This is a genomic window from Rubritalea profundi (assembly GCF_002954445.1).
GTDB classification, from domain to species: domain Bacteria; phylum Verrucomicrobiota; class Verrucomicrobiia; order Verrucomicrobiales; family Akkermansiaceae; genus Rubritalea; species Rubritalea profundi.
On sequence record NZ_MQWA01000001.1, the window covers coordinates 2611666 to 2635234 of the forward strand.

A 23569-nucleotide genomic window follows, 5' to 3' on the forward strand; every position below is an offset into this window, starting at 1 on the left:
CGTTTATGTACTAGCAGTTCGTGGTAAACAAAAAAGCGCACCCAAACTGGATGCGCTTTTTGAAATTGAGTGTGCAGTTTTAGCTTAGATGAGGCCGTGGTATGCTTGGATCGGCTTGACCTCGAACTTCATAGTCTGGAGTGAGCGGATCGCGAGGACAGATGCTTCAGCTGCAGCAAGGTTGGTGCAGTGGGAGATCTTGTTGGTGACTGCGCTGGAGCGGATTTTGATCTCGTCTTCGCGGGCTTCGTGGCTGCTAGGGCTGTTGACGACGAAGGCTATTTCTCCGTTCTTCATCATGTCGATGACGTTTGGTCGCTTGTGTTCAGCGAGCTTGTAAACGCGCTCGACTGCGACGCCTTGTTCCTTGAGGAACTTGTAGGTGCCGCCTGTGGAGTAGACTGTGAAACCTAGGTCGACGAGGTCTTTAGCGATTGCGACAGAGTTTGGTTTGTCGCGGTCGTTGACGGAGAAGAAGACGCTGCCTTCGGTTGGAAGTGGGTTGAATGCTGAGATCTGAGCCTTAGCGTAAGCCATGCCGAGGTCTGCATCGATGCCCATTACTTCACCGGTAGACTTCATCTCAGGTCCGAGAACGATGTCGACACCGGGGAACTTAGGCCATGGGAAAACTGCTTCCTTCACACAGTGGTGGTTAGGGAGCACCTCTTCCGTGAAGCCGAGCTCCTTCAGTGTCTTGCCAGCCATTACTTTAGCAGCAAGCTTTGCAAGTGGTATGCCGATTGCCTTGGAAACGAATGGCACGGTGCGTGATGCACGTGGATTCACTTCGATGACGTAGAGTTCTTCATCCTTCACCGCGAACTGGATGTTCATGAGGCCGCATACTTCGAGCTCACGAGCAAGGTCTTTGGCGCCTTTGAGGATTTGTTCCTGAATGTCGTCGGACAGAGAAGGGGCTGGGATCACACATGCTGAGTCGCCTGAGTGGATACCTGCTGCTTCGATGTGCTGCATGATCGCGCCTACAACGGATGTTTCGCCGTCAGAGATGCAGTCAACGTCAACTTCCACTGCGTTCTCGAGGAAACGGTCAACTAGGATTGGACGGTCAGGTGAGACGTCAGCAGCTTCGCTGATGTACTTGCGGAGCTCTTCGTCTGAGTAAACGATCATCATGCCGCGTCCGCCGAGGACGAAGGATGGACGAACGAGAACTGGGTAGCCGATGCGGTCCGCAATGACGACAGCTTCGTCAGGTGTGACTGCTGTGCCAGCTTCTGCTTGCTTGAGGCCGATTCTGTCGAGGAGTGCGGAGAAGAATTTACGGTCTTCTGCTAGCTCGATAGATTTTGGTGATGTGCCGATGATTGGCACGCCGTGGCGCTCGAGGTCAGCTGCGAGGTTGAGTGGTGTTTGACCACCGAACTGGACGATCACGCCGTCCGGCTTTTCTTGGTCGCAGATGTTGAGTACGTCTTCTAGTGTGAGTGGCTCGAAGAAGAGTTTATCAGATGTGTCGTAGTCTGTGGAGACTGTCTCTGGGTTGGAGTTGACCATGATGGTCTCGTATCCAAGCTCTTTGAGGGCAAAGGACGCGTGCACGCAGCAATAGTCAAATTCGATTCCCTGACCGATACGGTTAGGGCCACCACCGAGGATCATTATTTTCTTTTTATCGCTTTCACGTGCTTCGTTTTCGTCACCGTAAGTGGAGTAGAAGTATGGAGTGTAGGCTTCGAACTCAGCGGCACAGGTGTCAACCAGGCGGTAAGTAGGGATGATGCCTAGTTTCTTACGTGCTGCGCGGACTGTGTCTTGGTCAGTGTTCTGAAGGTAAGCGATCTGAACATCTGAGAAACCGTACTTTTTCGCTTTGCGAAGTTCGTATGGCTTTTCGAGGAGGTTCTCAGTCGTTGCTAGAGCATCGCCTTCTTCTACGATCTGGCTGAGGTTCTCTAGGAACCAGCGGTCGATTGCTGTGGCTTCGAAAATTTCTTCTACTGACCAGCCATTCTCAAAAGCAGTCTTGAGCCAGAAAATACGCTCAGCATTAGGTACGTGAAGCTTGCGCTCGATGTCTTCGTAGCTTGGAGCTTTTGCTCCTTTGCCGTCGAAACCAAAGCCTGAACGGCCAGTTTCGAGTGAACGAAGAGCCTTCTGCATGGACTCCTTGAATGTCCGTCCGATGGACATTGCTTCACCAACAGCTTTCATCTGCGTGGTGAGAACTGCATCCGCTGTTGGGAATTTCTCAAAAGTGAAACGTGGGAGCTTAGTGACTACGTAGTCGATTGTCGGCTCGAACGATGCTGGAGTCACGCGAGTGATGTCGTTCTGGAGTTCATCCAGAGTGAAGCCAACTGCGAGCTTTGCTGCGATCTTAGCGATCGGGAAACCAGTCGCTTTAGAGGCGAGTGCTGAGGAGCGAGAAACACGTGGGTTCATCTCGATCACGATACAACGCCCGTCTTCAGGGTTTACTGAGAACTGGATGTTAGAACCGCCCGTCTCAACGCCGATTTCACGGATACATGCGAACGAGGCATCACGCATGATCTGGTACTCACGGTCAGTGAGAGTCTGCGCTGGAGCCACTGTGATAGAATCACCGGTGTGGACACCCATTGGGTCGAAGTTTTCAATGGAGCAAATAACCACGCAGTTGTCAGCGCAGTCACGCATGACTTCCATTTCGTATTCTTTCCAACCGAGGAGTGATTCTTCAACAAGAATTTCGGAAACTGGTGAGAGGTCGATGCCGCGTGTGCAGATCTCTTCGAATTCTTCGATGTTGTAAGCAATGCCGCCGCCTGAACCGCCGAGCGTGAATGCTGGGCGGATGATGAGTGGCATAGTACCGATCTCTTCGCGAATAGCGTGAGACTCAGCCATGTTGTGCGCGACACCAGAGTGTGGAAGGTCGAGGCCAATTTTGAGCATCGCTTCTTTGAAGCGAAGGCGGTCTTCACCTTTGTCGATCGCGTCAGCGTTGGCGCCGATCATTTTGACACCGTGCTTCACAAGCGTACCTGCCTTGTCGAGGTCCATCGAGCAGTTCAGTGCTGTCTGACCACCGAGTGTCGGAAGCAGAGCGTCGGGTTTTTCCTTGATGATGATCATCTCAACCACTTCAGGAGTGATTGGCTCGATGTAGGTGCGGAATGCAAACTCAGGGTCGGTCATGATGGTGGCCGGGTTTGAGTTTACAAGGATCACATCATAGCCTTCTTCTTTGAGGGCTTTGCAGGCTTGTACGCCTGAGTAATCGAATTCGCATCCTTGGCCAATAATGATTGGTCCGGAGCCGATAACTAAAATCTTTTTAATCGAGGTGTCCTTTGGCATGAAAGTGAGTCGTAAATTGAGGTGTTTCTGCCTACTCAGACTCCTTTTGTAAAGGATTGCTTGCCTGTTTCGTAAAAGAAAATCAAGCAGTTGTGTGAATAACTTGTGAGTAGCGGTGCAAACCTCTTTCACATAGAGGATTGTGGCTGCTTAAGAACGCTTAAGCTTTATCATCGATTTCGGCAAATACCATCACTCCGGCTGAGGTGTTGATGGTGGAAATGACTGTGACATCCAGAGCTGAACCAATCCTAGTAACGGCATTGTTGACCACGATCATAGTGCCATCCGGTAGGTAACCAACTCCTTGGTGAGCTTCTTTACCAGTTCTAACGATCGCCAAGTTCATATTTGCACCCACGGAAACCTTAGGTTTGAGTGAGTCTGCTAGATCGTTGATGTTTAGTACCGTGACGTCCTGAAGGCGTGCAACCTTACTGAGGTTGTCGTCGGCGGTTAGGAGCTTCGCGTTGATGAGCCGGGCGATCTGCATCAACATTGCATCATGGCTGTCGTCGGGCGAGGATGGTGTGGCATCGTGAATACTGACACGTGTGCGCTGTGAGGTGCGGAGCTCTTCTAAGCAATCGAGTCCACGCTGACCGCGCTTGCGCCGACCAGGAGATGGTGAGTTAGACATGATTTGTAACTCTTCCAATACGAAGCGAGGGATAATGAGGTTGTTCTCGAGAAAGCCAGAATTCATCAACGCGGGTAAGCGCCCATCGGTGATGACATCTGAGTCTAGCAGCAGTGGGCGACCTTTTTGTGCCTCTTGTCGGAAGCGAACGTAAGGGATGATGAGGGCAAAGTCTTCTTTGTTGCTGCGCAGTGCAATGACTGTTCCTAGGAAGCCGAGGGTAGCGTATGTGCAGACGTTAAAGGTGAGGGCAAAGTCTTCCGGCTTCCGGATGTGTTCACTAAAAGAAACAGTGAAAAGTTCCGGGATTCGAACCGTATTCAGAAGCCAAGCGCAGAAAAGTCCAATAACTAGTCCCAGAGTCGCTATAGAGAAGCCTCTGATAGAGAATTGCTTCATCAGGTTTTCAACCATGATAAAGAATGCTCCGACTAAAAGTCCCCCCGTGATGCCGATCCACATCTTAGCTGGGCCTAGACTTTGGAAGGCGAGTGCGCTACCTGCTAGTTCACATACCAGCAAGTAGAGCATGCGGGTGACATTGACGGCTGGATTGGAACTTTTTTTTAGACACGTACTTAATTGGAGAAGGACTGTAGTACTGTCCAACTTATCCATGTTTTTGCAAGCTTAAGATTCTGTTAGCCATAATCATTGGGCTTGCACGCGCTCGGAGCTCTAGTCAGTCTTGCCCAACAATGAAAAATCAGCCAAAATTGATTGCAATGGTAGCGATGACCTCTGACCGAGTGATCGGCAAAGGAAACGACCTGCCGTGGCACCTTCCCGAGGATTTAAAACTCTTCAAGCGCACGACGAGTGGCCACCCGATTGTGATGGGCCGAAAGACTTATGATTCTATTGGTCGTCCCTTGCCAAAGCGCCAGAATATAGTGATCACACGTGACCAATCGTGGTCAGCCGATGGTGTAGAAGTCGTGCATTCTCCTGAAGCCGTGCGCCAACTTGAACTGATGGATGAAGAGGTGTTCATCATTGGCGGTGCCGAAATTTACTCTCTTTTCCTACCGCACATTGATGAGTTATTAGTATCCCACGTGTACCAAAGCTATGAGGGCGACACCCGCTTCCCTGAATTTGAGCACTTTTTTACAGGTTTTGAGGTAGCCGAGAAGTTCGACGACTTCGAACTTCGCCGCTACACGAAGTAAAGAGGAGCTACTGCGTACTGCGCTGGAACCCACCATCACCAAAGAGCGCTTTTGCTTCTCCTATGAGGAAGAGTGATCCTGCGATCAGGATTGGATTTTTACAGTCGCTGAGTGACTTTAGAGCGCTTTCTAAATTCTCGTGGGAAGTGTGAGAGGTGTTAGCGGGGAGTGCTGTTATGGCGGCTTCAGTGCTGAGGGAGCGTGGTGAATCGAGAGGGGTGAGGTGAACCTCTTCGCTGATTGAACAAAGAATTTCGAGTACTTGATCCACGTCTTTTTCTTCGACGGCTCCGAATACTAGAGTGGCTTTTTGTTCGCCAAAATGTTGCTTCCATGTATCGACTAAGGCATTTGCCGCATGGGGGTTGTGCGCTCCATCAATGATGATTTGAGGTTGCTCAGAAAGAGTTTCAAAGCGACCTGGCCAGCTGATGTTAGAGAGCGCATATTTAACCGAGTCAAAATCGAGCGGTATGCCAAGAGCTGTGACAGCTTCGATCGCTAGTTGGGCATTTTCTGCCTGGTGCTTGCCCGCTAGATTGATGTTGTAGCCAAGTAGTGGGCCATTCACCGTGGTGAGGGGAGCACGTTTTTCTTCGGCTTCTTCTGCAATGACTATGGCCGCTGAGCGTTCTTGCTTAGCACTAATCACAGGTTTCTTCTCACAGATGATTCCAGCTTTCTCTCTAGCGACTTTTTCCAGCGTGTCGCCAAGCCACTCCGAGTGGTCGAGCGCGATAGGGGTGATGACGCAGACGTCCGCTGGGACAGCGGTGGTGGCATCCAGTCTGCCGCCCATACCAGTTTCTAGAATGATGAGCTCACACTCGGTTTCTTTAAAATGGCGCATCGCGATAGCGAGAGTGAGTTCAAAAAACGTCGGGTGGTGTTCCCAGTCAGTCACAATTTCTTTGATCTCGAGAATGGTGTCGAGGACCACTTGTTCGGGGATCATCTCGCCATTCACGCGGATACGTTCACGGAAATCTACCAGATGGGGAGAGGTGAATAGTCCGCAGCGAAGACCGGTGGCGCGAGACAGTGAGTCGATGATTGCAGAAGTCGACCCTTTGCCGTTAGTTCCAGCTAGGTGGACAACCTGGGTGTTGCGTGTTGGATTGGCTAACAGCTGACGTAGCAATTTCTTTGGTCCATCGAGCCCGAGCTTGATGCCAAAATTCTGAGTCGAGTAGAGCCAGTCGAGAGCTTGTTGGTAGGTCATGAGTCTATGCTATTAGTAGACAAAAAAACCTCTCTAATCAGATCAGAGAGGCTTTGTGAAAATGGGTAATGCCTACAGTGGCATCATGTAGCTGAGAAGCTGGCCGAGCTTTTTCTTCATGTCGCGACGGTGAACGATGGAGTCGATGAGGCCGTGCTGCAACATGAACTCTGCAGTCTGGAAACCAGGAGGCAGGTCTTGGTGGGTGGTTTCTTTCACCACACGTGGACCAGCGAAGCCGATCATGCACTTTGGCTCAGCGAGGTTGATGTCGCCGATGGTTGCAAATGAGGCTGTTACTCCACCTGTTGTCGGGTGGGTGAGAAGTGAAATGTAGGGTAGGCCGTGCTCAGAAAGACGAGCGAGAGCTGCACAGGTTTTAGCCATCTGCATCAGTGAAAGCATACCTTCCTGCATGCGAGCTCCTGAAGATGAGGAAATGATGATCATACCTCGCTTTTCTTTGACGGCGGTTTCGATGGCTCGTGTGATTTTTTCACCCACCACGGAGCCCATGGAGCCAGCAAAAAATTTGAAGTCCATCACAGCGATCATTGCCGGGTTGCCGTCGACATTCAGTCGGCCAGTGACCACAGCATCATTCATCCCAGTCTTTTTGCGGAGCATGTCGATTTTCTCTTCATACTTGTGGAAGCCGAGAGGGTTTTTCGAGTAGAGCTCAGCATTGGTCTCTTCGAATGTGCTGGCATCAGCGATGGAGGCAATGCGCTCAACCGAGCCAAGTAGGAAGTGGTGGTCGCAGCTGTTACAGACTTGATCGTTTTGTTTGAGATCAAGGGTGTGGATCATGGCATTGCACTCCGGACACTTGGTCCAAAGGTCGTTAGGCATGTCCTTTCTCTTATTGTTGCGAAGTCTTGGTCGTTCGAAAATACCCATGGCTTTAGTAAAGTTGTTTGGCAGCGGATGCCGTTTCTATCGGCAGACTAGCCACGTAAGGCGGTGAGCACAACAATGTTTTCGAGCTGAGGCGCGTGTTTCTTTAGAACCTCGGCGCAAGCAGTTGCTGTAGAGCCCGTGGTGAAGACGTCATCTACCAGTATTACTGATTTGAAGTGTGGGTCTAACTTACTGAACCTAAAAGCCCCCTCTAGATTTTTGAGGCGATCACTTCTTCCCAGCCGAGTCTGAGTCTTGGTGTTGCGTGTTCGGCTGAGAGCATTGCGTGTCGGAATGTGAGTGTGCCGCTCTAGTTGGCGGGAGATTTCTGCAGCTTGGTTGAAGCCCCTGTGCCACTTCCGCCGCCAATGCAGCGGGACGGGAATCAATACTGGCGATGGGAGTTCGGAAAATCGTCGGTCGCTTTCCATGGTTTCTTTACAAAAAAGAGCGAGCTCATTGGCGAGGTAAAACTTTTTCAAATACTTAAAGTCGACCACAAGTTGGTGGTTGGCGTGGGTGTTACGCAGGGCGGCTCTTGCAAAAAGGAAGCTGAAATCGAGGTGTTGACAATTGGGGCACAGAAAAGGGCTGTCGATCGTGCCGTCATAACCCTCGCCACAGCGATCGCAAAAAGGCGGTTTTACCCGAGCGCTGTCTGAGGTGCATTTCTTGCAGAGATAGCGCCCATCCTGCGTCGGCGTGTCACAGTGGTGGCACGAGGGAGGGTAAAGGTAGTCGAGTAGACGTGTTAGTCTTGGGTGGCGCACAATTTTCGAGAGCGAAGGTAAAAGGTCAGGCTCAGCCCGGTGATGAGGAGGGTGACGAGCGGGAGGACGCCGTCCATCAAGCTGTCATTGTAGAGTAGCCTTTGCGACTCACCAACTGGATCCGTTAGCTTGTTGGTGAATTTGAGCGAGAATACCCAGCCCGCGTGCAGCCCGATAGCCAGCCAGAGCTTGCCGGTTTTGTAGCGGGTGTAGGCTAACGTCGTTCCTACCACAAAAAGTGTGAGAAAGACTCCGAAGAATGAACTTGCGGCAAGGAATTTTTGACCAATCAGTCCGAGCATTTCAAAGCCAGCCATCATACTCCGCGGGTCAGCTACGGCGATGCCTTTTGGTGGGCTGAGGAAATGCACGGCAGCAAAGAAGAGTGAAAGGCCAATGATCGTCTGCACCGCATTGAGCTTACGCATGAGCACTCCGTAGAGCACTCCACGAAATAACCATTCTTCTAGCAGAGCTACGATGACCGCTGGGATGATCGCTTTTTGGAAGGCCTTAGCAAAGACAAAGTTGTCCGAGGTTTTTACCCAACCTAGGAGATAGAGTAGGCCTACCAGAAACGTGAGGAATCCAGCTGAAAAAAGGATTCCGACAAGTAGATCTTTCCAGCCTTGAGACCCTGGGTTGAGCCGTTGTTTCAGCGGTGGTTTGATTTCAATCTTGTCTTTACTCTTGAGGCTGCGGATCAATGGGTAGAGAAAGAGCAAGGCGCAGCCCATCAGGCCTCGGTTAAAATAACGTGAAAACTTGGCCCTGTCACATTTGTTAGCTAACCACTCCATCGGCGCGGAGAGTTCACTGACTGCTGCCTCTGCTGCGAGGTCTTTACCCCAAGCGTAGAGGTGAGGGGCTACTAAAGCGGCTCCAAGAAAGCTACAGAGGATGAAGAGGAAAAGCTTAACGAGTTCATGTTGGAATAGGCGAGCCACGTAGTTCTTTATAAGAGGCTCATTATCTTTGTGAACTCTAAAGCATCTTTATGAAAATAAATAGATGGGAAATCTCATTGCAAAATACCATTGGGCTGGCTTGGATGCTCTGACGTATGAGTGATGGAAAATCAAAGGCTCAAGTATTTGCCGCCCGGCTCTTTAGCACCGTGTTGTTGGTAGCTATTGTTGGGGGCACATTTGTGAGCAAAAATCAGTGGGCGTACCTCGGCCTGATTTGTTTTTTGGCCATCGCTGCGAGCGTCGAGCTTTATAAGATGATTCGGGCTAACGAATTGCCATGCCAAATCAAATGGGGGCTAACACTCTCTATTGGTTACACTCTTACGGTTGCTTACTTATTGGCAACAAAAGGCGCTGGAGCGCTGGAAATGTTGGGGGCGGTTGATGGTGCAGCCATAGCGCTGGCAGTGCTCGCGAGCTTTATTTTCCAACTGCGTGAGCCGATCGAAGGAAGTAAACCATTAGTCGCCGTGGCTACTACGGTGCTGAGTTTCCTCTACGTACCCTTTTTATTCAGCTTCATGGGGCGTGTGCTTTTTATTCCAGATCTTGAGGGCGCAGTACCAGGTGCTTGGCTTCTCATTTGGTTAGTCTGTGTGACTAAAATCACTGATATCGGAGCCTACTGTACTGGTTCACTGATTGGTAAGCACAAGATGATTCCTCATATCAGCCCAGGGAAAACTTGGCAGGGTTTCTTTGGGGCTATCGTTTGGGCCGTGGCTCTAGGTTGTGGGCTCTATGCTCTAAAGCCTGATCAGCTCTCCGTGTTAGGCGGCTGGGGGCATGTGATTGGTCTCAGTGTTCTGCTTTCCTTATGCACGGTTGTTGGAGATCTTGCTGAGTCTGTGATCAAACGCAGCTTAGAAGCGAAAGATAGCGGCAACACACTTCCAGGAATTGGCGGGGCGCTAGACTTGATTGATAGCCTTTGCTTCACCGCTCCAGTGCTCTATTTCTACCTCCTTTGGGTGGCTTAATTTATTTAATATATACTCATTTCTATGAAGCGCAAAAAAGTGGTTCTCCTGGGCTCTACCGGATCGATCGGAACTAGCACACTCAAGGTCGCTGGTGAAATCCCAGAGCGGATGGAAATCGTCGGGCTCGCCGCCGCGAATAGCGTGCAAGCACTCGCTCAACAAGCGAAGGAGACTGGCGCCAAGCATGTTGCCATTTATAATCCTGAGAAGGAAGCTGAGCTTCGCGCCTTGGTTGACGAAGATGTCCAAGTCTACACTGGCCTCGATGGCCTAGTGAAGCTCGCTGAGCTAGAAGGCGCCGATATGGTTCTTGTGGCAATTGTTGGAACTGCCGGATTACATCCAGCGCTCGCTGCGATCGAGGCCGGCAAAGAGCTAGCAGTCGCGAGCAAAGAAATTCTCGTGATGGCCGGTGAGCTAGTGATGGCGGCCGCAGAGCGCAAAGGCGTCAAAGTGCTGCCAGTGGATTCCGAGCACAATGCTATTTTTCAATGTCTCGAAGGTCACACCGGTGGTGAGAAAGAAATCTCAAGACTCATACTCACGGCTTCCGGCGGACCTTTCCGCACCTGGGATGCTGACAAGCTTGTGGATGTGCAGTTAGAGCAAGCGCTGAAACACCCAACCTGGGAAATGGGGCGTAAGATCACGATCGACTCAGCCACACTCTTTAATAAAGGCCTTGAGATGATCGAGGCTCGCTGGCTGTTTGGGGTCGAGATGGATAAAGTCGATGTCATCGTCCATCCGCAAAGCATCGTGCACTCGATGGTAGAGTTTTCCGATAGCTCGGTGCTAGCACAGCTCAACACCACAGACATGTGTTTCCCTATCCAATATGCCGTGACCTACCCTGAGCGTGTAGGCACTGGACTGAAACCACTCAATTTTGCCGAAATCGGCAAGTTAGAATTTGAGGCTGCCCGCCGTGATGTTTTTCCCGCCATTGATCTAGCAGTCCGAGCAGGAACCAAAGGTGGGACGCTTCCCGCAGTGTACAATGCGGCAAATGAAGTCGCTGTAGACGCTTTCATTGCTAAAGAAATTGGTTTCACCGACATCTGGAAATTAGTGGAAAAAGTGATGGATGCCCATGAGTGGAATCCCGGCAAATCACTCGACGAGCTTATTGCTGCAGATGCAGATACTAGAGTTCTCGCTCAACGCGTCCTTGAGTCGATTTAGATGCCTATCCTATCCGTTTTTTCTCGCGATATCAATCGCTAGGATGAGTGCTGTCAAATATGTCGAACTGTGCAGATTTTGACACACAATATTTTCACAATGTGACGGTCACTCCACGTAGCGCGACCGTCTCGGGCGCTCAAAATAATCCCAACGAAGCTGCTAATACCATCTTCACAGTTACATTGGCGAAATGATCAAATCTTGGGTTTTACTTTGCCAGCAGAGCTGGATTAATGAGCTGGCACTGATTCTCTCATATTCTATCAGCGTTACGCGTTTACTGCTCGCCCCGCTCGATTGTCACATAGCTCGCTATGCTCCTTCCTTGTGCCTTGTTGAAATCTAAAAGCATCAGCGTCATTCCGACAATCTAACAGCTCAAATGGTATAACTCATAGCGCTCAGACCTCACCAGTGAACTTCCGCGCAGCTCATTTAGTCTGTCTCATAGATAATGTGCACTGGGGAGAGTCGAAGGTCAGAAGGTCTAAGGTCAAGCTAGCAAAGTCTGCTGACTTTGTGGATCCAGCAATCGCGCCCACGCGATCTCACCAGACTTGCGACCTTTCGACTTTTGACACTGGGAGGTATCGAAAGTCTGAAAATCGTGCAGGATTAGACACCCAATATTTATGCTATGCGACGTCTATTCTGATTTTTTTGAGTAGGGCGGATGTATCTTTACTCGCCAGCACCATGGACGTGGCCGGGCTCACCGTGTGCTGGGTTTGCAGCTTTAGGCTTGGATGCCGCTTCCTTCATTTTCTGCAGTTGTGGCTTGAAGCTTTCTGCAAACTTGGCCGCTTTTGACTCAGGGGCTGCCGCGATGATCTCATCGATCGCCTTGGCGGCACCATCAAAGTTATTGGTGCTTAACAATGGGTTCATTTTCATGCCAAGAATGCTTTGCTTTTCTTCGCCCACCACTTTGTAGTCGGTGATGAACTTATCAACCAATGCGATAGCCCCATCGGCCTGACCGGCCTGCATGGCTGCGTTGATATCTGCTCCAATTTTGGCCAGCGCGTCTTTGCGCTTCTGTTCGGCGACGAAGCCCGATGCATCGGCTGGGTCGAGCTTGGCAATTTGGTCGGTGATGTCACTGTAATGACCGAGTTGATCTTCCGGAAGGGCTTTAAGGACCGTGACCAGGGCCTTGGCCTTAGCTACGCCTTCGAGTTTTTCGGCGGCTGCTAGAGCTTCGTCACGGGCGACACGCTTGCTACCTAGCTCATCGAGATGGCTAAGGTACTTTTCAGGGCCGCCAGCTTGGTAACCGGTGCGTGCAAAGGGGCGACCTTTAGCATCCAGTAACAGGATGGTCGGGAAGCCACGGACTCCGTATTTTGCCTGCAGCTCAGCATTTTGTTTCTGAGTGGCTTCACTGAGCTTGGATTTGTCTTTAGGGAAATCGAGCTCAACCAGCACAAACTTATCAGCGACACCTTTTTTGAAAGAGTCGTGTTTAAAAACTTCATCGACGAGCTTGATGCACCATCCACACCAGTCGGAACCGGTGAAGTCGACGAGCAGCTCTTTGTTTTCAGCCGCAGCTTTTTTCTTAGCGGCTTCGAAGTCGGTCATCCATTCGTCTCCAGCGGCAGTGGCAAAGCAGGCGGTCATTGCCAGAGCTAGGCCGGCGAGTAGTAATTTTTTAATGATCATAATTTGTGATTGTTTCGATTGGGACGTAGGGGAATGTGATTTTATTCCCCCATTTGTCCAATCATATCGTCACGGATATCGGTTCTTGTCTCATTTTTTGGGTGGTTGACACACTTTACAGATCGCCCTGCACAGCTCATTCAGTCTATCTCATAGATCATGCGCACTGAGAAGTATCGAAGGCCTGAAAGTCGTGCAGGATTAGACACCCAATATTTGTGCAATGTGACCGTCACTCCACGTAGTGCGACCGTCTCGGTCGCTCAAAATAATCCCAGCGAAGCTGCTAACTCACAATATCACTTAAAGAGGGCTATGTATTCCGTGAAGAGGAAGAGGCGATTGCGACGCTTGCCTGTGCCTTCTTTCAGCACGCCATGCTTGACGAGGTCTTGAATCATAGCAGAGGCTGTATTCGCTGTTGTTTCGAGTAGCTGACTTACCCACTTCACATCGACCACAGGATGTGCGTAGAGATGGAGCATCAGCCTCTGAGCATTCTCCTGCCTCCGTGTGGTGAAGCTTGGTAGCACCTCAGTGTCGATACGCTGCTTAATCGATAAAATAGAACGAAACACCTGTGCCGAGGCTCGGGCGGTTTCCTCAACACCATGCAGAAAAAATACGAGCCAAGCTCGCAAGTGGTTCCCTTGCCTCACCGCCATCAGATGATCAATGTAGGCAGTTTTGTTACGCTCAAAATAATCGGACAAATACAAGGCTGGTTGTGCAAGTATCCGCTCTGAGGCTAGATAGAGCGAGATCATCAAGCGCCCCAGTCTCCCATTCCCATCTAGAAACGGATGAATGGTCTCAAACTGGTAGTGGGCGATTGCTATACGTATCAGCGGATGCACAAAAAAACCTTGAGCATGTAGGAATTTCTCCAAATCTCCCATCAGCTCAGGCACATGCTCATCATGTGGCGGCACAAAGGCAGCATTCTTTAGGCTGACACCTATCCAGTTCTGATTCCGCCGAAACTCCCCAGCTTGCTTATGCTCACCTCGTACGCCTGCCATCAGCATAGCATGCGTCTCACATAGCAGACGATTACTCAGAGGTAACTTCTCAAGGCTCTTGATAGCACCATTGATAGCTTCAATGTAGCTCTGCACCTCAGCCCAATCATCACGTCCCTCAGGCTCTAGGTCGCTCAGATCCTTGAAAGCATCCTCAATGTTGGTCTGCGTTCCCTCCAGTCTACTGGACTGCGTCGCCTCCTTCGCCACGTGCATCCTTATAAAAAAGTCAATGTCTGGGATTAGTTGAGAAAAGGCATTTAGCTCACCTAGGGCACGGTCGGCTTTACCTAGTAAATCCGTGAGCTCTGCATCAGACATATCCCATGCGTGGCATACCTTCGTCGGTAAAAAGGCTCGGTACTGGAAACGCTCCTCCAGCTCTCCTGCTCTGTAGTCTTTTATATCCATATGTCAAATAGTCGTCATTTTTTGATTTAGCTAAATTATTATATCAGAAAACAAGCCTCCTCAAGATCAAATGTCAGAATTAAGCCAACTTCTGACATAGTGAGTCTCATGTATCAAGAACTCCGCTATTCGCAGTCATCTTGGTCTAGAGGTCTGAAAGCACCTCGAAGCGTGGCGGCGGTTTCTAACCGCCCAGCCCAACTCCCCGCGAAGATCACACTCGAAAATTTAGACATACAATATTTGTGCAATGTGACGCTCACTCCACGTAACGCGACCGTCTCGGTCGCTCAAAATAATCCCAGCGAAGCTGCTGACTCACAGCGCTCAGTCCTCACCAGCAAACTTCCGAACGCCATTCAGGCCCGTCATCCCCACACAACTCTGGCTGATAGAGCCCTCCATAGACCCATACCAATTTCCAAGATCCTTTGTAGAATAGGGATTATTGGAGTTTCGGGCTCATTTAGTCTGTCTATATACTCGAAACGAGCCCGTAACCACAATCTCTATGTTCAGGTCGTTCTGGACGGCTGGCCGTGGACCACATACTATCGGGACATCGCCCTGGCCGATCTACGTGACATCGAAGGGAACAACCGGGAAAACATGACACCGGGCAGTATTGCTGCAAAGACGGACTATCTCGAACGCGTTGTTCAGGCCGTCAAAAACGCCGGGCTGGCGACCACGATTTTTTCCTATGAAATCAGCAACGAACCCTGCTCCTGGACCAATGCGAAACCCTTCAGCGTAACAACTGGGATCTTTAAAACTGCCGCCGGAACCTATGACATGAGCAGTGCAGCCTCCCGCCAGGCCTGCGCGGACGATAACCTGGTTCTCGCCCTCTCAACATGGCGCGATGCCGTCAAACGCATTGATCCGGACACATTGGTCAACGTTGGACTCTTCAGCTATGCCGCCGTCAAAAAAGCCGGCATGGCAACCAACGGCCTGCTTCCTATTGGGACAAAAGATGTGCGCTGGCCTGGACGAATGAAAAATGTGGTATCCGTAACCGACTTCGGAGATCTGCACATGTATGTTCAGTCCACCGGAACCACGGTTGCCCAGCATATGGAAAGCCAGGAATGGTCGATGATCCAGAACAAGAACACGAAACCGTTTATTTCCGGAGAATTCGGTGCACATCGAATCTCTTATCCGGATGACGCAACGGCAGCAGCCGCCCTGTATGACTGGCGGCAGGACATGCTGGATACCGGTTTTGCGGGAGCGTTACTGTTTACATGGGACACGCTCAACCATAGTCGATGGACTGCCGTCGAAGGCAACGGAGCCGTCAATAAAGCCCTCAAGCCCTGCGGTTAGCATGAATGAAATTGATTTCCTGCTCCAGATCGGGCAGATGGAAACGTATGGGGGCAGAGAATTAACCTCCAATCATCCTTCGAGCCGCTTGGTTCTTCGTCAAATCCTACATCTCCGCAAAAGAGTGCTCAAAGCTGTAGTTACTGCTAGGAATTTACTTATTGCGGGGGGGAATACAAGCTAAGGGCCTGACCTTTTTGATATAAGAGACCTTTTAGATCTCCGACGTTCTACATATATACTTAGACAGACAAACTATGAGAGAGTGCAGTGTTTCTATGGGTTAGCGTGAGTTATTGGTCTCTATGGCTAAAGCACGCGCCGCTCATTTTGGCCATCAATCGCTTACGAGTTCACTGATGACAGCATCGATCGTGAAGAGCGATTTGCCAAAGTTTCCATCTTTAATAATCAGTTGCGATTCACCGAGGAAGCTGCCCTTGGGATCATAGCTGCGCAAGGCGCATTCGTGTAATTCGCCGGTGGCGCTGCTGCCGTCGGCGCGGCTGAGCCGTAGGAAGAGTCGGCCTTTGCCGTCGTTGTCGGGTGCCAAGTTCTTCAGCAAAGAAGTGAGATCGATTCCTACTTCGATCGGAGTGTCATCACCCGGGCCAGCCATCGGAACGTGGCCGGCATTGCCGCCGCCGAAGAGGGGCCAACCGTTGAAGGCTTGCGGTGCGAATTCGTGCTCGGGAGCGGAGGCGTTCTTATCCCCGGCAATGCCTATGGTCATCCGCAGGTCCGTCCGGTCGTCGCAAGCGAGCTTGAGCCTCAGCGTGCGGCGAGGCAGATAACGGGTAACTTCGGCCCGGCGCAGGTCGTTGCCACGTTTCCAGGTCGGGTCAATCATGGCGCTATAGAGCAAATAGATACGGCCGTCCTTCGACCAGCTCTTGCCCCATGAGTTGACGACGATGTAGGCTCCGCGTTCCCAGTCGGCGAGCGTGACTTTGCCATCGCCGTTGAGGTCGAGATCGTTGGTGATTTTCCCGTCGCCGTTCAAGTCGTGTCCGACCTGGTCGTCGTATCCCACACAGGTAATGCCGTGGCCATAGCCGCTGGGCCCCCAGCGGGTCCAGATGTCTTCGCCCGCCGCATGTTCTCCTTTTGGAATGGTGACTGTGACTTTTTTTAACTCGCCCATACGGCCGTCCAACGCGAATAGGCCGCCGAGGGTCTTCTTGTTCGGCTTCGGTTGATTGCGGTCGAAAAGCCAACCACGGGCTTCGTTGAGTTGGTCAATGGTATTGGCCGGCGAGTAGCGATAGCCCGAGACTCGATACTCCATCGCTTCGCGCCAGATCTGGTAGCCGTTTGGCCACAGGCCGATCTTCTTTAGGCGGACTCCACCGTGGGACTTGGCAGTGGGCACGCCGATGTGCTTGGCCACCTCCCAACCGTGATAGGCTCCGATCCTTTGTTTTCGGCTAGGTTCATCATATTCCATGAAAAGTGAGCCGGGAAGCAGGTCGCGTCAGTGTCTGCGACGGTGCCATTCAACACGTTCATTTCGTAAGTGAAGATCGAGGCCACGGATGCGAATTGGCCACATGCCCCCCATTTCTGTTTGAAGATTGCCGGGAACTGGGGGCGAGCGGAATTGTCGACACGCGAAGGCAATCGGCCGAGATCGACCTTGGTCTCACCAATATCGGGGCCGGAGGCGTCACGCCAGGTGTTGTAGTTTTTGCCCTCGGACGGTGGCCGGGAAAAAGAACCGGGATAGGCGGCGCGAGCTTTGTCGGCCTCGTTAGTAGCTGCCAGACTGATGGAAGCGGAGAGGGCGAGGAGGGAGCAAAAAATGAGCCCGCGTTTAGGATAAGTGATCATGGAAATTGTTTTGAAGTTGGACCATCCTTTTCCTGCTAGAAATTTGCTTTCCGAGTGTAAGTGACGTTGCCTAAGCCGTGACCATGCCGCGGAACCCCAAAAGAGCAACCGTCAATCCTAGGCGCTATTAGTCTGTCTGTTAAATTGTGAGCCTCCACCTTCTCACCGGGAGCGGCCCAACCCCAGAACCTGGCATCGCTCTGTTGTTGCAGAACCATGTTGTCCGACAGCACCGCCGGTAGTTTGACCTCGGCAAGGAGATTGCTTGCCCCTGCCGATAAGACCAAAAGGCCAATAGAAAATTTCTTGCGCATGTTCATAGATTTATTTGATTTTAAAATAGTAAGGGACTGCCAGTGCTGGCAAGCCATTTGCCTAGAGGTTCTTTGGTCACTCAGGCAGCACTTCGTGTGTTTTCAGGTAAGCTTCCGCGAAACGTCTGCCCATCTTGATCTGACCTTTGCCGCTATAGTGAATGTTATCTTCGTTTTTGGGGACCTGAGCTTCTTTGGGGCTATTCAAGCCTGCATGGTACGGGTTCATTTCACAGTCATCGGTTTTGATCATGACTGTATTGGGGACCTTCAACTCAGCCTGAGCCTTTTGCACAATATCGGCATGGAGAAAACGTGGACGGCCGCAGTATGATTTTGCCGGATTGATTTGTCCTAGAATGAAAAGCAGGTTCGGTTCATTGGTGTCATTGCGTACTGTAGCGATCAGTTTGACCAGCTTGGCTTGATACGCCTCAGCCACTTCTTTGGTATCAGAATCGCTTTCCCCCTGGTGCCAGAGCATCGCTGCAAGTTGGGCGTCGGGTGCGTTTTTACTGGCCTCTTTGAAAGCTGTTATCAGGCGCGGGTAGAGCTTTCCAGTGGCTGCCCATTTGTCCATGGAAGTGCCTCCCGCTGCATATTTTACAAGACCGATATGTTTTCCGGGAAGGGCCGTTGAAAGTGCATGCGAAAATCCAATCTCGGGGCCAAATCGTTTGCCGATTTCCAGTGGTTGCCAATTTTTATCTTTAACATTCCAGACAGAAACATTTGCTGGAGCACTGTGGTAAGGTTTGTATTTTTCTGTATCCGGAAGGTCTGCGGTGTAGCCACCGCCAGCCATATTCGACTGCCCACTGAGCAGAAAAATAAGCTCCGGCTTAGCGGATAGTTGGTCAGATTCATTGGCGATGCCACTGCTGATCCAACTGAATACTAGCAAGACAGAGACGATCAGGGATTTTCTATTTAAGTTCTTATTGTACATGATTTTATTCTTTCGGTGTTACTATGAATGCTAAACGTAGCGCTGGCAGGCATTGTTTCAAAATCATTTCAAAATCATTTCAAACTCATTTAGTCTGTCTTATAGATCAGCGATGGGGTGAAACTTTCCGGCATACTTGATCGTGCGGTAAGGTATAGTTTCCGTAGAATCTTCTGCGTTATTTTCTGAATCAGAGGGGTCTTCAGTAGAATATGTAACTGGTTCAGTTTGACCAGCAGGAGCGGAATGATCCTGTATGTGCTGAGCATCCGCGAGAAGCTGGGGAGAGATCTGGATCATGGCAATCGCAGTGATCAGGAGAATGACTGGAAGAATTTTCATAGTCACTTGTTTGGCTTTTGAGCGGGGACTGGCAGTCCTCGCTCAAAGGCTAATGGAGTGGAACTTACTTCTTGAAGCTACCACAGTGGGCCATCATCGCTCCAAAATAAGGATTGTTGACGGTTTTGTCGCTGTTCTTTTGGAGCCAGTCGCCGCCTTTGTTACCGTTTGCCATTGGGCAATGAGCTACTTTGTAGCCTTTTTCTGTTTCCGCAATTTTGATAGCAGCGGCGCTGAGAGCGTTAAAACTCTTTCGGGCTTCCGCGATGGTTTTTGCGTTGGATAGCTCTTTGGCTGGAGCGGCGAGTGAGCTTTTTTTATCATGCTTCACAATGCCTGCTGCGGCTTTTTTCGCGGTTGCGAGGTCGTCCTTGTAAAGGGCTGAGGCAACGACGTTGTAGCCTTCGAGCATGTGATCGGCATGTGCCTCTATCTTGGAATGGCTAGCATGGTTGTGCTCTGCAGCGTGAAGAGGCATGACGGCCATCGAAAATCCGAAGATGGCGAGGCTAACTGTGTTTACTAATGTGGTGTTTTTCATACTTTATTGTGGTTTCTTTGTTTCTGTTGAGAGCCTCGGATGAGGCGAGAGTTTATAATTTTCTTTTCACCTCCTGCATCGTGCAGAACAGCACCGGGACGACAAACATGGTGATCATCACAACCATCATGCCACCGAAGATGGGGACGGCCATCGGGCCCATAATGTCGGCTCCGCGTCCGGTGGAGGTGAGCACAGGTAGAAGCGCCAGCAAGGTGGTAGCGGTGGTCATCAGGCAAGGGCGACAGCGGCGTTTTCCCGCGAGCACGGTGGTGGTGCGGATTTCCTTGATCGTCTGCGGATTGTCTTTTTTAAACCTCTGCCGCAGGTAGGTGGAGATGACCACTCCATCGTCGGTGGCAATGCCAAAGAGGGCAATAAACCCGACCCAGACAGCGGTGGAAAGGTTGATGGTTTTGATCTGAAACAGCTCCCGCAAGTTGTGGTCGAAGATGGTGAAGTCCATGAATCCAGGCTGCCCGTAAAGCCAGAGTAGGAGGAATCCTCCGGAAAAGGCAACGCCGATGCCGCTGAAGATAATGAAGGTGTTGAGCACAGATCGGTTTTCCAGGTAGAGAATCAGGAAAATCGCGAGCAGGGCGAGTGGCATGATGACGGCCATGTTTTTATCAAATTCAAGGGCGGACTGGTAGTTGCCTGCAAATTCGTAGCGAATGCCACCAGCGCGTTTGAGTTTTCCCTCGTCTTCTATTTTTTCAAGGTGAGCTTGGATGGATTCAACCACATCGACCTCGGCAAACCCTGGATTGGATCCGAAAGTAACATAGCCAGTGAGGAAAGTGTCCTCACTCTTGATGACCTGCGGCCCGCGGACGTAGTCGATAGTGACGACTTGACCGAGTGGTACCTGAGCTCCTTCTTTGGTTTTTATAAGGATTTTCTTGATCGATTCGATGTTGTCCCGAGCTTCACGGGCGTAGCGCACCTGCACGCCATAGCGTTCGCGCCCCTCCACGGTGGTGGTGACTATTTTCCCACCGATGGCGGTTTGAATTGTATTGTGCATGTCCACGACGTTGAGCCCATAGCGCTTGGCGGCTTCGCGGTCAGGGTTGATTTCGAGATAGGGTTTACCAACAATCCTGTCGGCATTGATACTGGATTTGTCGAGCCCGGGGATGCCGCTCTCGCGCATGAGTCGTTCGAGTTGCATGCCAAAATCTTCCAGAGATTGCAGAGTGGGCGCTTTCACCTTGATTCCCATCGGAGCACGCATGCCGGTGCGCAACATGATAAGACGGGTTTCGATTGGCTGGAGTTTGGGGGCGCCTGTCAAACCGGGCGCTTGAGAGACCTTGCTAATTTCTTGCCAGATATCATCGACGGTTTTTATTTCAGGTCGCCATTGGCGAAACGGTTTGCCATCGGGGTCTTCGATGAGATCACCTCTTTTATCGTAAACGTAACCTTCCTGATCATTGATTTTAAAGGTAAGTAATTCACCTTTGTCATTGGTTCGGAATTCAGATTTGTAGTTGACGATGGTTTCAATCATCGAGATCGGCGCTGGATCGAGTGCCGTCTCAGCACGCCCTATTTTGCCGACCACTTGTTTGACTTCAGGAATCGCAGCGATAGCGGCATCGAGGTTACGTAGAGCCTCGTTGGCTTCATCGATGGATGCGTGTGGGCTGACCGTCGGCATCACCAGGAAAGAGCCTTCATCCAGTGCGGGCCGAAATTCTTTTCCAAGACCGGGGAACTTTTTCCCAACCGCTTGATAGAGTTCCGATTTTTTGGCGAAATCCGGAAATCCAGATGTCACCTTGCCAAATCCCATCCAAACACAAGCGGCGGCGAAGAGCATTATCAAAGGAATACTGAGAAACAACGCTTTGTGGTTGAGGCACCAGCGGAGTATGCTGACGTAACAGAGCTCGAATAATTTAAAAAAGACGAGTAGGCCACCGAGGATGACGATGACGAAGATAAAGTTTTTTGTTACCGATGCATCAAGCCCTAGAGGCATCCAGTTTTTGGCTAACATCCATCCTACGATGAGGGCAGTCCCCACATTGAGGAACAACACTCCGAGTTTACGGAACCGGTCTGGAATTTTGGACTGAAAGGCAAAGGCGGCAGCCAAAGTAAGTAAGGCTAGCGAAAGGATGATTGAGAACTCAAGGGCAATTCCTGCACCAATGCCGAGTAAGGCTGTGATGATGATCTGGCGGGTGCCGAATTTTGCTTTACTGCCGGCTCCCTCGTTTTCAGCGCGTTTGAACCAACGCGGGAGGATGCCTAGTAGGAAGTGGGCGATCGGCGGAATAATGGTCAGCGCTACGATGATTGAGGCAATCAGGGCAAAGGACTTCGTGTAGGCTAGGGGCTTGTAAAGTCGGCCCGCCTCTCCTGTCATAGTGAAGACCGGGAGGAAGCTTACCACGGTGGTCATTACCGAGGTTGTTACAGCACCGGCGACTTCTGTCACAGCCTCGTAGATAACCGTGGCTGAGTTGGATCCAGGTTTGGCCTCCTTGATGTGTTTTATAATGTTTTCTGTGAGCACAATTCCCACGTCCACCACCGTTCCAATAGCTATGGCAATTCCTGAGAGCGCCACGATGTTGGCATCTACTCCGAAGAGTTTCATACCGATAAAGGTGAGCAGCACAGCAAGCGGAAGCATCGCAGAGATGAGAATGCTGGAGCGCAGGTGAAGCACCATGATGACGACCACGATAATGGTGACGAGGATCTGTTGATGGAGGGCTTCGTCGAGCGTGTTGAGCGTTTCGTTGATGAGTCCAGAGCGATCATAGAAAGGGACAATCGTGACCTTGGAGGTGTTGAACCAACTTGGCCAGAGTTCCATATCGTGGGTATTCGCCCAATGGGTCCAGGCCTCATGATTCAGGTTGGTATCAGCGGATTCTTCGGTGGCGAAGATGGGCGAGATATTGTGTTTCTTGGCGAAATCCACGACCTGTCCTCGGTCAGTCTTCCCCCAATCGACCACGGCTTTGATCGGGAGTGAGGCGGATACCTCCTCCGCCTTGGCCTTGGCATTTTTGATGGTTTGTAGTGGATTGGCTCCGAAACGGGCGACGACGATACCGCCTGCGGCATCGGCTCCATTCACATCAATAGCGCCACGACGTGCTGCAGGCCCCAGCTGGACGGTGGCGACTTGTGCGATGGTAATCGGGGTATTATCTCTGACGGTGACGACAGCGTCCTCAAGATCCTTGAGAGTTTTGATATATCCAGTGCCTCGGAGAATGTATTCCACACCATTGATCGAAAGGTTACGAGCTCCGGTTTCCATGTTGCTTTTGCGAACAGCGTCAGCGACCTCAGTCAGGGTGACATTCCATGCTTGAAGTTTTACCGGATCCACCTCGACCTGGTATTGTTTCACAAATCCACCGACAGAGGCTACCTCGGCCACACCTTCAGCTCCCAGAAGTGAGTAACGCACATACCAGTCCTGGATCGAGCGGAGTTCTTCGGGGTTCCATCCAGGAACGGGCTTGCCGGTGGGATCCTGACCTTCGAGGAAATACTGATAGACTTGGCCGAGACCGGTGGCATCAGGACCCAGTGCGGGGATAACGCCATCGGGGAGAGTTCCCGCAGGGAGAGAATTGAGTTTTTCTAAAATCCGGCTGCGGCTCCAGTAGTAATCGACGTCTTCCTCAAAGATAAGATAGACGTAAGATAGGCCAAACATCGAATAGCTACGGACTTCCTGCACACCTGGTATGCCGAGTAAGGAGACGGTCAGTGGGTAGCTGATTTGATCCTCTACATCCTGGGGTGAGCGCCCCATGTATTCAGTGAAGATGATCTGTTGGTTATCGCCAAGATCCGGGATGGCATCGACGGCGACGGGGTCACGCGGGAAGTCACCCGTGTCCCAGTCAAATGGAGCAACCCGCACTCCCCAACCAATAACAAAGGTCAGCAAGATGAAGACCACTAGCTTTTGGTTAAGACAGAAATAAATAAGTTTGTTCATCATGGCTGGGCTTGGAATGATCC

General features: G+C 51.0%; 18 protein-coding genes. 4 read left to right on the plus strand and 14 right to left on the minus strand.

Annotated elements, in window-relative coordinates; translation table 11 throughout:
* Positions 1 to 84: 84 nt before the first annotated feature.
* Complete coding sequence (gene carB / locus BSZ32_RS11460; protein ID WP_105043538.1) at positions 85 to 3309, minus strand: carbamoyl-phosphate synthase large subunit; 3225 nt, start codon at positions 3307 to 3309, stop codon at positions 85 to 87.
* Positions 3310 to 3469: 160 nt separating this feature from the next.
* Positions 3470 to 4567 (minus strand): PIN/TRAM domain-containing protein, encoded by a 1098-nt coding sequence (locus BSZ32_RS11465; RefSeq protein WP_105043539.1) that lies wholly within the window; start codon positions 4565 to 4567, stop codon positions 3470 to 3472.
* Positions 4568 to 4647: 80 nt separating this feature from the next.
* Between BSZ32_RS11465 and BSZ32_RS11470 the strand changes: the two genes are divergently transcribed.
* Positions 4648 to 5121 (plus strand): dihydrofolate reductase, encoded by a 474-nt coding sequence (locus BSZ32_RS11470; protein ID WP_240610623.1) that lies wholly within the window; start codon positions 4648 to 4650, stop codon positions 5119 to 5121.
* 7 nt (positions 5122 to 5128) lie between these two features.
* Here the strand turns inward: BSZ32_RS11470 and BSZ32_RS11475 are convergent, their stop codons facing one another.
* From BSZ32_RS11475 to BSZ32_RS11490, 4 genes are all read right to left on the minus strand, one after another.
* Positions 5129 to 6343 (minus strand): bifunctional folylpolyglutamate synthase/dihydrofolate synthase, encoded by a 1215-nt coding sequence (locus BSZ32_RS11475; RefSeq protein WP_105043540.1) that lies wholly within the window; start codon positions 6341 to 6343, stop codon positions 5129 to 5131.
* 72 nt (positions 6344 to 6415) lie between these two features.
* Entirely contained in the window at positions 6416 to 7243 is an 828-nt protein-coding gene (gene accD / locus BSZ32_RS11480; protein WP_105043541.1) for an acetyl-CoA carboxylase, carboxyltransferase subunit beta, read from the minus strand.
* A 47-nt stretch (positions 7244 to 7290) separates the two neighbouring features.
* Entirely contained in the window at positions 7291 to 8013 is a 723-nt protein-coding gene (locus BSZ32_RS18420; protein WP_129589727.1) for a ComF family protein, read from the minus strand.
* The gene (locus BSZ32_RS11490) at positions 7995 to 8960 is read right to left on the minus strand and encodes a CPBP family intramembrane glutamic endopeptidase (protein WP_105043543.1); all 966 of its coding nucleotides are present in this window, start codon (positions 8958 to 8960) and stop codon (positions 7995 to 7997) included. Before BSZ32_RS11490 ends, BSZ32_RS18420 begins: the two co-directional genes overlap by 19 nt.
* A gap of 116 nt (positions 8961 to 9076) precedes the next feature.
* Here BSZ32_RS11490 and BSZ32_RS11495 point away from each other — a divergent pair, with 116 nt between their 5' ends.
* Both BSZ32_RS11495 and BSZ32_RS11500 read left to right on the plus strand, forming a co-directional pair.
* Positions 9077 to 9964, plus strand: coding sequence for a phosphatidate cytidylyltransferase (locus BSZ32_RS11495; protein ID WP_105043544.1), 888 nt, complete (start codon positions 9077 to 9079; stop codon positions 9962 to 9964).
* A gap of 24 nt (positions 9965 to 9988) precedes the next feature.
* Positions 9989 to 11152, plus strand: coding sequence for a 1-deoxy-D-xylulose-5-phosphate reductoisomerase (locus BSZ32_RS11500; RefSeq protein WP_105043545.1), 1164 nt, complete (start codon positions 9989 to 9991; stop codon positions 11150 to 11152).
* Between the two features lie 684 nt (positions 11153 to 11836).
* Here BSZ32_RS11500 and BSZ32_RS11505 read toward each other — a convergent pair.
* Both BSZ32_RS11505 and BSZ32_RS11510 read right to left on the minus strand, forming a co-directional pair.
* Positions 11837 to 12820, minus strand: a complete 984-nt coding sequence (locus BSZ32_RS11505; RefSeq protein ID WP_105043546.1) for a thioredoxin family protein — start codon at positions 12818 to 12820, stop codon at positions 11837 to 11839.
* Between the two features lie 299 nt (positions 12821 to 13119).
* Entirely contained in the window at positions 13120 to 14253 is a 1134-nt protein-coding gene (locus tag BSZ32_RS11510; protein ID WP_105043547.1) for a Fic family protein, read from the minus strand.
* Between the two features lie 108 nt (positions 14254 to 14361).
* On the opposite strand from BSZ32_RS11510, the gene BSZ32_RS11515 reads away from it, so the two are divergent.
* Positions 14362 to 15588, plus strand: a complete 1227-nt coding sequence (locus BSZ32_RS11515) for a hypothetical protein (protein WP_105043548.1) — start codon at positions 14362 to 14364, stop codon at positions 15586 to 15588.
* Positions 15589 to 15925: 337 nt separating this feature from the next.
* Here BSZ32_RS11515 and BSZ32_RS11525 read toward each other — a convergent pair whose 3' ends face one another.
* The 6 genes from BSZ32_RS11525 to BSZ32_RS19815 form a co-directional block, all read right to left on the minus strand.
* Positions 15926 to 16978 (minus strand): hypothetical protein, encoded by a 1053-nt coding sequence (locus tag BSZ32_RS11525; protein ID WP_129589728.1) that lies wholly within the window; start codon positions 16976 to 16978, stop codon positions 15926 to 15928.
* Positions 16924 to 17418, minus strand: a complete 495-nt coding sequence (locus BSZ32_RS11530) for a hypothetical protein (protein WP_105043551.1) — start codon at positions 17416 to 17418, stop codon at positions 16924 to 16926. The genes BSZ32_RS11525 and BSZ32_RS11530 overlap by 55 nt, the downstream gene beginning before the upstream one ends.
* Before the next feature lie 390 nt (positions 17419 to 17808).
* The gene (locus BSZ32_RS11540) at positions 17809 to 18681 is read right to left on the minus strand and encodes a sialate O-acetylesterase (RefSeq protein ID WP_105043553.1); all 873 of its coding nucleotides are present in this window, start codon (positions 18679 to 18681) and stop codon (positions 17809 to 17811) included.
* A gap of 99 nt (positions 18682 to 18780) precedes the next feature.
* Positions 18781 to 19023, minus strand: a complete 243-nt coding sequence (locus BSZ32_RS11545; protein WP_105043554.1) for a hypothetical protein — start codon at positions 19021 to 19023, stop codon at positions 18781 to 18783.
* A gap of 64 nt (positions 19024 to 19087) precedes the next feature.
* Entirely contained in the window at positions 19088 to 19564 is a 477-nt protein-coding gene (locus tag BSZ32_RS11550; RefSeq protein ID WP_105043555.1) for a DUF3347 domain-containing protein, read from the minus strand.
* Between the two features lie 52 nt (positions 19565 to 19616).
* Positions 19617 to 23546, minus strand: a complete 3930-nt coding sequence (locus BSZ32_RS19815; RefSeq protein ID WP_105043556.1) for an efflux RND transporter permease subunit — start codon at positions 23544 to 23546, stop codon at positions 19617 to 19619.
* Positions 23547 to 23569: the final 23 nt, after the last annotated feature.

Excerpts from the sequence above, each read along its gene's own strand:
- carB (WP_105043538.1), bottom strand. The coding sequence starts at position 3,309 with ATGCCAAAGGACACCTCGATTAAAAAGATTTTAGTTATCGGCTCCGGA.
- BSZ32_RS11465 (WP_105043539.1), bottom strand. The coding sequence starts at position 4,567 with ATGGATAAGTTGGACAGTACTACAGTCCTTCTCCAATTAAGTACGTGT.
- BSZ32_RS11470 (WP_240610623.1), top strand. The coding sequence starts at position 4,648 with ATGAAAAATCAGCCAAAATTGATTGCAATGGTAGCGATGACCTCTGAC.
- BSZ32_RS11475 (WP_105043540.1), bottom strand. The coding sequence starts at position 6,343 with ATGACCTACCAACAAGCTCTCGACTGGCTCTACTCGACTCAGAATTTT.
- accD (WP_105043541.1), bottom strand. The coding sequence starts at position 7,243 with ATGGGTATTTTCGAACGACCAAGACTTCGCAACAATAAGAGAAAGGAC.
- BSZ32_RS11495 (WP_105043544.1), top strand. The coding sequence starts at position 9,077 with ATGAGTGATGGAAAATCAAAGGCTCAAGTATTTGCCGCCCGGCTCTTT.
- BSZ32_RS11500 (WP_105043545.1), top strand. The coding sequence starts at position 9,989 with ATGAAGCGCAAAAAAGTGGTTCTCCTGGGCTCTACCGGATCGATCGGA.
- BSZ32_RS11505 (WP_105043546.1), bottom strand. The coding sequence starts at position 12,820 with ATGATCATTAAAAAATTACTACTCGCCGGCCTAGCTCTGGCAATGACC.
- BSZ32_RS11510 (WP_105043547.1), bottom strand. The coding sequence starts at position 14,253 with ATGGATATAAAAGACTACAGAGCAGGAGAGCTGGAGGAGCGTTTCCAG.
- BSZ32_RS11515 (WP_105043548.1), top strand. The coding sequence starts at position 14,362 with ATGTATCAAGAACTCCGCTATTCGCAGTCATCTTGGTCTAGAGGTCTG.
- BSZ32_RS11530 (WP_105043551.1), bottom strand. The coding sequence starts at position 17,418 with ATGATCACTTATCCTAAACGCGGGCTCATTTTTTGCTCCCTCCTCGCC.
- BSZ32_RS11540 (WP_105043553.1), bottom strand. The coding sequence starts at position 18,681 with ATGTACAATAAGAACTTAAATAGAAAATCCCTGATCGTCTCTGTCTTG.
- BSZ32_RS11545 (WP_105043554.1), bottom strand. The coding sequence starts at position 19,023 with ATGAAAATTCTTCCAGTCATTCTCCTGATCACTGCGATTGCCATGATC.
- BSZ32_RS11550 (WP_105043555.1), bottom strand. The coding sequence starts at position 19,564 with ATGAAAAACACCACATTAGTAAACACAGTTAGCCTCGCCATCTTCGGA.
- BSZ32_RS19815 (WP_105043556.1), bottom strand. The coding sequence starts at position 23,546 with ATGAACAAACTTATTTATTTCTGTCTTAACCAAAAGCTAGTGGTCTTC.